Source organism: Pseudomonas sp. NCHU5216 (assembly GCF_052156495.1).
Classification (GTDB): Bacteria; Pseudomonadota; Gammaproteobacteria; order Pseudomonadales; family Pseudomonadaceae; genus Aquipseudomonas.
Map to the genome: position 1 here is coordinate 1 of NZ_JBQLIX010000073.1, position 10312 is coordinate 10312.

General features: G+C 64.9%; 7 protein-coding genes. 5 read left to right on the plus strand and 2 right to left on the minus strand.

Annotated features, from left to right (window positions below):
• Nucleotides 1-175: 175 nt before the first annotated feature.
• Nucleotides 176-1885, plus strand: coding sequence for a single-stranded-DNA-specific exonuclease RecJ (gene recJ / locus ACSVIK_RS25735; RefSeq protein ID WP_442446971.1), 1710 nt, complete (start codon nt 176-178; stop codon nt 1883-1885).
• Nucleotides 1886-1894: 9 nt separating this feature from the next.
• On the opposite strand, the gene dapA is transcribed toward recJ, so the two are convergent.
• Nucleotides 1895-2761, minus strand: coding sequence for a 4-hydroxy-tetrahydrodipicolinate synthase (gene dapA / locus ACSVIK_RS25740; RefSeq protein WP_442446972.1), 867 nt, complete (start codon nt 2759-2761; stop codon nt 1895-1897).
• Between the two features lie 381 nt (nt 2762-3142).
• Here dapA and ACSVIK_RS25745 point away from each other — a divergent pair, with 381 nt between their 5' ends.
• Entirely contained in the window at nt 3143-3877 is a 735-nt protein-coding gene (locus ACSVIK_RS25745; RefSeq protein WP_442446973.1) for a tellurite resistance TerB family protein, read from the plus strand.
• A gap of 93 nt (nt 3878-3970) precedes the next feature.
• A complete protein-coding gene (locus tag ACSVIK_RS25750; RefSeq protein WP_442446974.1) occupies nt 3971-5587 on the plus strand; it encodes a GMC family oxidoreductase in 1617 nt (538 codons plus the stop codon).
• Here the strand turns inward: ACSVIK_RS25750 and ACSVIK_RS25755 are convergent.
• The gene (locus ACSVIK_RS25755) at nt 5582-7228 is read right to left on the minus strand and encodes a diguanylate cyclase domain-containing protein (RefSeq protein ID WP_442446975.1); all 1647 of its coding nucleotides are present in this window, start codon (nt 7226-7228) and stop codon (nt 5582-5584) included. The genes ACSVIK_RS25750 and ACSVIK_RS25755 overlap by 6 nt on opposite strands.
• Before the next feature lie 155 nt (nt 7229-7383).
• Between ACSVIK_RS25755 and prfB the strand changes: the two genes are divergently transcribed.
• Together prfB and lysS are read left to right on the plus strand one after the other, a co-directional pair.
• A protein-coding gene (prfB, locus tag ACSVIK_RS25760) for a peptide chain release factor 2 (protein ID WP_442446976.1) occupies nt 7384-8479 on the plus strand; the annotation gives its coding sequence in 2 pieces (ribosomal slippage) (nt 7384-7455 and nt 7457-8479; 1095 coding nt in all).
• Between the two features lie 118 nt (nt 8480-8597).
• A complete protein-coding gene (gene lysS, locus ACSVIK_RS25765; RefSeq protein ID WP_442446977.1) occupies nt 8598-10100 on the plus strand; it encodes a lysine--tRNA ligase in 1503 nt (500 codons plus the stop codon).
• Nucleotides 10101-10312: the final 212 nt, after the last annotated feature.

The window sequence follows — 10312 nt, forward strand, 5'->3', positions numbered from 1 at the left end:
GGGGGGGGGGGGGGGGGGGGGGGGGCGGGCTCCGCCTCCGCGCGGGGGGGGGGGGCGGGGGCGCGCGCCCCCCCCATTTCGGCGGCTCGGTGTTGCTGGATTGACCCTCTCCCCCGGCCCCTCTCCCGCGAGCGGGAGAGGGGAGAAAAGCCGTCCTAATTGAAATAGACCCAACATGCGTATCGAAGCCCGTCCCTTGCCCGCCCAGTTGCCTGACCTGGGCAATCTGCCGCCCCTGCTGACCCGTCTCTACGCCGCCCGTGGCGTGCAGTCCGCCGAGGAACTGGACAAGGGCCTGGCGCGGCTGATTCCGTATCAGCAGCTCAAGGGCATCGACGCTGCGGTCGAGCTGCTGGTCGAGGCGCTGGCGCAGCGTCAACGCATCCTTATCGTCGGTGACTTCGACGCCGACGGCGCCACCGCCAGTACGGTGGGCGTGCTCGGTCTGCGTCTGCTCGGTGCGGCGCATGTCGACTATCTGGTGCCCAACCGCTTCGAGTATGGCTACGGCCTGACCCCGGAGATCGTCGCCGTAGCCCTTGAGCGCCGGCCCGACCTGCTGCTCACCGTGGACAACGGCATCTCCAGCGTCGAAGGCGTTGCGGCGGCCAAGGCTGCGGGGCTCAAGGTGCTGGTCACCGACCACCACCTGCCGGGGCCGGAGTTGCCGGCTGCCGATGCCATCGTCAACCCCAACCAGCCGGGCTGCAGCTTCCCCAGCAAGGCCATGGCCGGCGTCGGGGTGATGTTCTACGTGCTGCTGGCGTTGCGCGCGCGCCTGCGCGAGACCGGCTGGTTCGCCAGCCATGCGGAGCCGAACCTGGGCGAGCTGCTCGACCTGGTGGCCCTCGGCAGCGTGGCCGACGTGGTGCCGCTGGACGCCAACAACCGCATCCTGGTGCACCAGGGCCTGGCGCGTATTCGTGCCGGTCGGGCGCGGCCTGGCCTGCGGGCGATTCTCGAAGTCGCCGGGCGCGACCATCGCCGTATCACTTCCACCGATCTGGGTTTCATCCTCGGCCCACGGCTGAATGCGGCTGGGCGCCTCGACGATATGAGCCTGGGCATCGAATGCCTGCTTTGCGACGACGAGGCTCTGGCCCGTGACATGGCGGTGCAGCTCGATCAGCTCAACCAGGATCGCAAGGCCATCGAGCAGGGCATGCAGCGCGAGGCATTGGCCCAGCTCAAGGATCTTTCACTGGACGACATGCCGTTCGGCCTGTGCCTGTTCGAGCCGGACTGGCACCAGGGGGTGATCGGCATTCTCGCTTCGCGCCTGAAAGAGCGTTACCACCGCCCGGCCATCGCCTTCGCCGATGCCGGTGAGGGCATGCTCAAGGGCTCGGCGCGTTCGGTCCCGGGGCTGCATATCCGTGATGCACTGGACGCCGTGGCGGCGCGCCATCCGGGGCTGATCAGCAAGTTCGGCGGACATGCGATGGCCGCCGGCCTGTCGTTGCCGCAAGCCAACTACGGTGCCTTCGCCGCTGCGTTCGACGCCGAGGTGCGGCGTCAGCTCTGCGAGGACGACCTGACCGGGCGCCTGCTCTCCGATGGCCAGCTCGACGCCACCGAATTCCACCTGGAACTGGCCCGCGCCCTGCGCAATGCCGGGCCCTGGGGCCAGCACTTCCCCGAGCCGCTGTTCCACGGCGTGTTCCAGATCGTGGGTCAGCGCATCGTCGGCGAACGCCATCTGAAACTGGTGCTCAAGACCGAATGCGGCAGCGTGCAACTCGATGGCATCGCCTTCAACATCGACCGCGAGGTCTGGCCCAACCCCACGCTGCGCTGGGCCGAGCTGGCCTACAAGCTCGACCTCAACGAGTTCCGCGGCAACGAGAGCGTGCAACTGATGGTGGCGCATATCGCTCCACGCTAAGGCCGCGAGTCAGTCCGTCAGCTCAGCCAGCACCTGGCGCAAGCGTTCGCGGTTAGCTGGCGAGCAGGGCAGGATCGGCGCGCGGACTTCGTCGCCGGTCAGCTCCAGCAAGGCCAGCGCCGCTTTCACCGCTGCCGGGTTGGCTTCGCAGAAGGCTGCCTGCATCCACGGCAGCAGGCGGTAGTGCAACTGGCGTGCTCCCTGCAGATCGCCTTGCGCCACACGCTGCTGCATGGCCACGTAAAGATCGGTGCGGACGTGCGCCGAGGCGGAGATGGCGCCCACGCCGCCCAGGCACAGGGTATTGAATATCTGCACGTCCTCGCCGGCCAGCACCTGCACTTCACCTTCGGCGATCAGCGCCATGGTGGTTTCCGCGTCGCCCGCGCAATCCTTGATGGCGTGTATGTTGCGGTGGCTGACGATGCGTCGCAGCGTCTCGCGCTCGATACGTACACCGCTGCGATAGGGAATGTCATAGAGCACCAATGGCACTTCGGCGGCGTCGGCCAAGGTGGTGAAGAAGTGCTCCAGCCCAGCCTGGGACGGGCGAATGTAGTAGGGCGCTGGAACCAGCAACCCGGCCAGCGGGCGGCGCTGGATTTGCCGCTGCAGGTCGAGCAGGGCATTGAGCTGATTGCCGGCCAGGCCCATGATCACGCGCTGTGCCGGGACGCGCTGGAGTACGGCATCCAGTACGGCGAGCTGCTCATCCTGGCTCAGCGCGGCGGCTTCGCCGGTGGTGCCGCAGACCACGAAGCCCGCGACACCGTCCTCCAGCAGCTTGGCCGTCAGTCGGTCGAGGCTGGCGAAATCGATCTCGCCGTTACGAAAGGGGGTGACCAGCGCCACCCAGATACCCTGAAAAGCGGACATGCGAAAAACTCCTTGCGACTGACCGTCTGGGTCGCCGTCAGGGAGGGGGCGGGAAGCGAGCGGGAGGGAAGGTGCAACCTGGCGCTTGTCCTGTCAGCCCATCTGACGGGACAGCACGCCCCGGTCAAATGAGCGACTGTTTCTTGGATTTCTTGGCAACGACGACGCACGCGCACTGGCAGGCAGCGAAGCCTGGGAGCAGTGGCAGAGTGTCGAAGGTGGCGTACATGGGAGGCCCGTTGCCTGAATCGTCGACCGATGGTGCTTGGCCGTGCAGGCGGCTGTCAAGCCGGCCAGCGGTAATATCTGGAAGCATTGCCCTAGCTGCCGGGCCAATTGTCGCGGCCTACACTCGACGGGATTTCCTCAGGAGGATGCGCGATGAATACCCGTGGTTTGCTCGATCAATTGCTCAAATCCGGTCAGGACATGCTGCAGCAGAAGGGGGCCGGCGGTGCCTCTTCCGGGCTGGGTGGGGCGCTGGGCGGCCTGCTTGGCGGCGGTGCAGGCAAGGGCGGTGGCAGTGATCTCGGCTCGATGCTCAAGGGCGCCGGGGGTGGCGCCGCGCTGGCCATGCTGCTGGGCAACAAGCGGGTGCGCAAGGTCGGTGGCAAGGTGGCTGTCTATGGCGGCCTGGCTGCGCTTGGCGTGCTGGCCTACAAGGCCTACGGCAACTGGCAGGCGCAACAGGCCCAGCAGGGCGGGGCGCAGCCGAGCGAGCCGCAGACCCTGGATCGTCTGCCGGCACCGCAGGCCGAGCAGCACAGCCACGCCATTCTCAAGGCGTTGGTGGCGGCGGCCAAGGCCGATGGCCACGTCGACCAACGTGAGCGGCAACTGATCGAGGAAGAGTTGGGCAAGCTGGCGCAGGACGCCGAGTTGCAGGCCTGGCTGCACGCCGAGCTGAACAAGCCTCTGGATCCGGCCGATGTGGCGAGCGCCGCGAGCACGCCGGAAATGGCGGCGGAAATGTATCTGGCCAGTGTGCTGATGGTGGACGAGGAGCACTTCATGGAGCGCGCCTACCTGGAAGAGCTGGCGCGCCAGTTGCAACTGCCGCCAGCGCTCAAGGGCGAGCTCGAGGCGCAGGTGCGGGCCGAGCTGCAGCACGTCTGAGAGCTGTGCTCTCAGACCAAAAGATCATTCATCCTCGCGCTTCGCTTGTTTTAGGCTGTGGGCCAACGACAAGAACGACACGCGAGGACGCCCATGTCGCAAGCCCCCCTGGATGCCTATGACTACCTGATCGTTGGCGCCGGCCCCGCCGGTTGCCTGCTGGCCAATCGGCTCTCTGCCGACCCCGGCGTCAGCGTGCTGCTGATCGAGGCGGGTGGGCGCGACAACTACCCCTGGATTCACATTCCGGTCGGTTACCTCTACTGCATCGGCAATCCGCGCACCGACTGGTGCTTCAGCACCGAGGCCGATCCCGGTCTGCACGGGCGCAGCCTCAAGTACCCGCGAGGCCGCGTGCTCGGCGGCTGCTCGTCGATCAACGGCATGATCTACATGCGCGGTCAGGCTGCCGACTACGATGCCTGGGCCGCAGCGGGCAATGCCGGCTGGGCCTGGAACGAGGTGCTGCCGCTGTTCAAGCGTAGCGAGGATCACTTCGCCGGTAACAGTGCGCTGCACGGCGGCGATGGCGAATGGCGCGTGGAGCGCCAGCGCCTGTCCTGGGAGATTCTCGAAGCCTTTCGCGAGGCGGCTGCACAAAGCGGTATCGCCAGCATCGAGGACTTCAACGGTGGCGACAACGAAGGCTGCAGCTATTTCCAGGTCAATCAGAAAGGCGGTGTGCGCTGGAATGCCTCCAAGGCCTTTCTGCGTGGCATTCTCCAGCGTCCTAACCTGCATGTGCTGACCGACGCCGAGGCCGAACGGGTGGAGCTGGACGCGGGCAGGGCGCAGGCCTTGTTGCTGCGCTGGCAGGGGCGTCAGGTGCGCGTCTCGGCGCGCCGTGAAGTGTTGCTGTGCGCCGGCGCCATCGGTTCCCCCGCACTGCTGCAACGCTCCGGCATCGGCCCGCGTCCCTTGCTCGAACGCCTGGGTATCGGCGTGAAGCACGAGCTGCCCGGTGTCGGCGAGAACCTGCAGGATCATTTGCAGCTACGCCTGATCTATCGCGTCGAGGGCGTGAAGACCCTCAACCGCATCGCCGCCACGCCCTGGGGCAAGCTGGGCATGGGCCTGGAATACCTGCTCAAGCGCAGCGGGCCGCTGTCCATGGCGCCCAGCCAGCTTGGCGCCTTCGCCAAGTCCGATCCTGGTCAGGCGCGTGCCAACCTGCAGTATCACGTGCAGCCGCTGTCGCTGGATCGTTTCGGCGAGCCGCTGCACGATTTCCCGGCCTTCACCGCTTCGGTATGCAACCTGCGCCCCTACAGCCGCGGGCGCGTCGAGATCGCTTCGGCGCGGCTCGAGGATGCACCCCGCATCAGCCCGAATTACCTGAGCGATGCCCGTGACCTGCAGGTGGCGGCCGCTGCCATCCGCCTGACCCGGCGCATCGTCGCCGCGCCGGCACTGGCACCTTACCGGCCGCAGGAGTACAAGCCAGGGGCGGGCTACGACAGCGAAGAGGATTTGCAACGCGCGGCGGGGGAGATCGGCACCACCATCTTCCACCCCGCCGGCACCTGCGCCATGGGCGCGGGGCCTGACGCCGTGGTCGATGCGCGCCTGCGCGTGCACGGCATCGCCGGCTTGCGTGTGGTGGATGCCTCGATCATGCCGACCATCACCTCCGGCAACACCTGCTCGCCCGTGTTGATGATTGCCGAGAAGGCCGCACAGATGATCGCCGCCGACATGGGCGGTTCATGAGTCGAGCTCGGCCTTGCCGAGCTGGAACTCGACGCGGTTGCGGCCCTGCTGCTTGGCCCGGTACAGGGCCTGGTCGGCCAGCTCCAGCGCCTCGCCCAGGTCGGCATGATCCAGCGGCCAGATGGCGCCGCCGATGCTGCAACTGATGCGCACTTCATCACTTCCCAGCCTCACTGGCTGGCCGAGGCTGGCGATGGCACGTTCGGCCACCTGGCGGGCCTGTTGGCGAGCATCCATTGCGTTGACCAGCATGATCATCAGGAACTCGTCGCCCCCCAGGCGTGCCACCATGTCACCGTCGCGCAGGTTGCTCTTGAGGCGCTGTGCCAGTTCGCGCAACAGGTGGTCGCCGGCACTGTGACCATAGGTGTCGTTGATCGGTTTGAAGTCATCGAGATCGAGGTAGAGCAGAGTCAGGCACTGGTGTTGAGCCTGGCAATGCTGCTGTGCCTGAGGCAGGTATTTCTCCAGGGCCACGCGGTTCGGCAGGCCGGTCAGCGGGTCATGGTGGGCCAGGGTTTCCATGGCGCCGAGGGCGCGTTTCTGCAGGGTCAGGCTTTCCACCAGGTGGCGAATGGATTGGCTTAGCTGGGTGATCTCGCGACTGCCCTGCATCTCTGGAATCTCGCTGATTTCACCATCGCTCAGGCGGTCGGCGGCCTCGGCGATTTCCTGCAGCGGTCGGGTGAAGTAGCCGCTGATCAACCAGCCGAAGAGGGCGAAGACCAAGGCCAGCGCACTGCCCCAGATGAGAATGCTCAGCAGCATGCGATGGGCGGGGGCATAGGCCTGTTCCACCGATTGCCGTGCCACCACCGTCCAGCCCAGGCCGGGATAGTCCTGATAACCCTGGCTGCGCGTCATGCCGGTGAGGTATTCGTTGCCGTCCGGCCAGCGTTGCACCGCCCATTGGCTGTTACCCGGTTGCAGGTCGGCGAGCTTGGGCAGCTCCAGGGGATGGCCGAGCATCTCGCGTGGGCCGAGCAGTATCGAGCCCTCCTTGCCGATGACGAAGAACTCGACGTTGCGCCGTTGCTGAATCGGTTCGAGCAGCGAGCTGCGCACCTCGTAGGCCCAGCCCCAGGACAGGTGCGAAGCCAGTATGCCGACCAGTTCGCCATCGCTGCCCTTGATCGGCAAGCTGATGTCGACGAACTTCATCGCCTCGCCCGAGGGGTTCGACAGCAACTTGGCCAGCAGCACCGCCTCGTGCACATCGCCGATGAAGATTTTCTTCTGGGCCTCCAGGAACACCGGGCGTTGCGCGACGCTGGCGCCTTCGAGCAGGCCGTTGCTGGAGGCCAGCACTGTGCCCTGAGGGTCGACGAAGCCGATCCAGGCGATGCTGGGTATCTCTTTCTGCAGATTGTCGAGCAACTGGCGGACTTCGCCGAGATCGTTCGGTTGGCGCAGCGCCTGCAAGCTGCCCAGGACTCGTAGCACTGCCGCTCGGCCGGCCATGTCACGGTCGAGGCGATCGGCCATGCTGTAGGACAGCTCGGCCAGGTTGCGGCCGGTATCCTCACGAAACTGCTGGCTGCTGTATTGGCCGATCAATGTCCCCAACATCCAGCTTAGGGCGCACACCAGCAGGGCGATGACGAGGGCGAAGCGACTGCGCAGACTGTAGGAGAGAGGCATCGAGACGATTCATCCTTAGGGAGCATGGGGCCAAGTATAGAGAGCCGCTGATCCGGCGTCTGGAGAATCCTTCTTGCAAGCAGGCTGCCAGGTGCGTTCGCGCTCAGGTATACTCTGCGGCTTTTCCGTCCGATTTGCCGCGAGTGCCCACTACCATGGAAATCAATCCAATCCTCAACGCCATCAAGGACCTGTCCGAGCGAACCCAGTCAATTCGGGGGTATCTTTGACTACGATCACAAGCATGATCGCCTGGTCGAAGTAAACCGCGAGCTGGAAGACGCCAGCGTCTGGAACAAGCCCGAATACGCACAAGCCCTGGGCCGTGAGCGCGCCATGCTGGCGCAGATCGTCGAAACCATCGATGACCTCACCGGCAGTCTGAGTGACTCCCGCGACCTGCTGGAAATGGCTGCCGAAGAGAACGACGAAGGCGCGGTGAAGGATATCGTCGCCGAAGTCGAGCGCCTGCGCGAGATTCTCGAGAAGCTGGAATTCCGCCGCATGTTCAGCGGCGAGATGGATCCGAACAACTGCTACCTGGACATTCAGGCCGGCTCCGGCGGCACCGAGGCCCAGGACTGGGCCAACATCCTCCTGCGCATGTACCTGCGCTGGGCCGACAAGCGCGGCTTCAGTGCCGAGATCGTCGAGCTGTCCGAGGGCGAAGTCGCCGGTATCAAGGGTGCCACCGTGCACATCAAGGGCGAATACGCCTTCGGTTGGCTGCGCACCGAGATCGGCGTGCACCGCCTGGTACGCAAGAGCCCGTTCGACTCCGGCGCCCGTCGCCACACTTCGTTCTCGGCGGTGTTCGTCTCTCCCGAGATCGACGACAAGGTGGAAATCGAGATCAACCCGGCCGATCTGCGCATCGACACCTACCGCTCCTCCGGTGCCGGTGGTCAGCACGTCAACACCACCGACTCGGCGGTACGTATCACCCACGTGCCGACCAACACCGTGGTGGCCTGCCAGAACGAACGCTCCCAGCACGCCAACAAGGACACCGCCATGAAGATGCTGCGGGCCAAGTTGTACGAGCTGGAAATGCAGAAGCGCAACGCCGCTTCGCAGGCGCTGGAAGACTCCAAGTCGGACATCGGCTGGGGCCACCAGATCCGCTCCTACGTGCTCGATGACTCGCGCATCAAGGATCTGCGTACCGGCGTCGAGCGTAGCGATTGCCAGAAGGTGCTCGACGGCGACCTCGACGGTTACCTCGAGGCCAGCCTCAAGCAGGGGCTTTGACAGCAGCCGCAAGCTTCAAGCTACAAGCCGCAAGTGGAGCGAATGAGCCTCGGAGGAGGCATTCGCTTCAACCTGCAGCGATCTTTCCAGAATGATGATTTGACCGGGACGACCCGCCATGAGCGACCAACAACTCGACCACAACGAACTGCAACAGGAAGAAAACAAGCTGATTGCCCAGCGCAAGGAAAAGCTTGCTGCCGTCCGTGAGCAGGGCATTGCCTTCCCCAACGATTTCCGCCGTGACAGCCTCTGTGCCGACCTGCAGAAACAGTACGAGGGCAAGAGCAAGGAAGAGCTGGAAGCCGCTGCCATTCCGGTGAAGATCGCCGGACGCATCATGCTCAACCGGGGCGCCTTCATGGTGCTGCAGGACACCTCCGGTCGCCTGCAGGTCTACGTCGACCGCAAGGGCCTGCCGGCCGAAACCCTGGAAGCGATCAAGACCTGGGACCTGGGTGACATCATCGCCGCCGAAGGCACTCTGGCCCGTTCTGGCAAGGGCGACCTGTACGTGCACATGAACAACGTGCGCCTGCTGACCAAGTCGCTGCGCCCGCTGCCGGACAAGCACCACGGCCTGACCGACACCGAACAGCGCTATCGCCAGCGCTACGTCGACCTGATCGTCAACGAGGAAACCCGCCATACCTTCCGCGTGCGTTCGCAGGTGATCGCCCATATCCGTCGCTTCCTCAACGACCGCGGCTTCCTCGAAGTGGAAACCCCGATGCTGCAGACCATCCCCGGCGGTGCAGCGGCCAAGCCGTTCGAGACCCATCACAACGCGCTGGACATGGCCATGTTCCTGCGTATCGCCCCGGAGCTGTACCTCAAGCGCCTGGTGGTCGGTGGTTTCGAGAAGGTCTTCGAGATCAACCGCAACTTCCGTAACGAAGGCGTTTCCACCCGGCATAACCCCGAGTTCACCATGCTCGAGTTCTACCAGGCCTACGCCGACTACCGCGACAACATGGACCTCACCGAGGAACTGTTCCGCGAGCTGGCCCAGGCGGTGCTGGGCAGCACCGACGTGCCGTACGGCGACAAGGTGTTCCACTTCGGCGAACCGTTCGTGCGCCTGTCGGTGTACGACTCGATCCTCAAGTACAACCCGGACATCAGCGAAGCCGACCTCAACGACGTCGACAAGGCTCGCGCCATCGCCAAGAAGGCCGGCGCCAAGGTGCTCGGCCACGAAGGCCTGGGCAAGCTGCAGGTGATGATTTTCGAGGAACTGGTGGAGAGCAAGCTGGAGCAGCCGCACTTCATCACCGAGTATCCGTTCGAGGTGTCGCCGCTGGCCCGTCGCAACGACCAGAATCCGGCCGTGACCGACCGCTTCGAGCTGTTCATCGGTGGCCGAGAGATCGCCAACGCCTACTCCGAGCTCAACGACGCCGAAGACCAGGCCGAACGCTTCCTCGCCCAGGTGGCCGAGAAGGACGCCGGTGACGACGAGGCCATGCACTACGATGCCGACTTCGTTCGTGCCCTGGAATACGGCATGCCGCCCACCGCCGGCGAGGGCATCGGCATCGACCGCCTGGTGATGCTGCTGACCAACTCGCCGTCGATCCGCGACGTCATCCTCTTCCCGCACATGCGCCCGCAGGCTTGATGCCATTGCAGGGCTCATTGTGAGCCCTGCCAGTGATTCGTAGAAAAGAACGCCGCATCCGGCAACGGAGTGCGGCGTTTTTTTCGATTCTTCGCGGACTCTCGGGGAAATCAGTATTGATACCGGACTGGCAATTTTGTGTGTTGGTTTCGGTGTTCAAGCTGCTTATCGGTGTTTAGCTGATGTCTCCCGTTTCGCCCCCCGGCGACCTT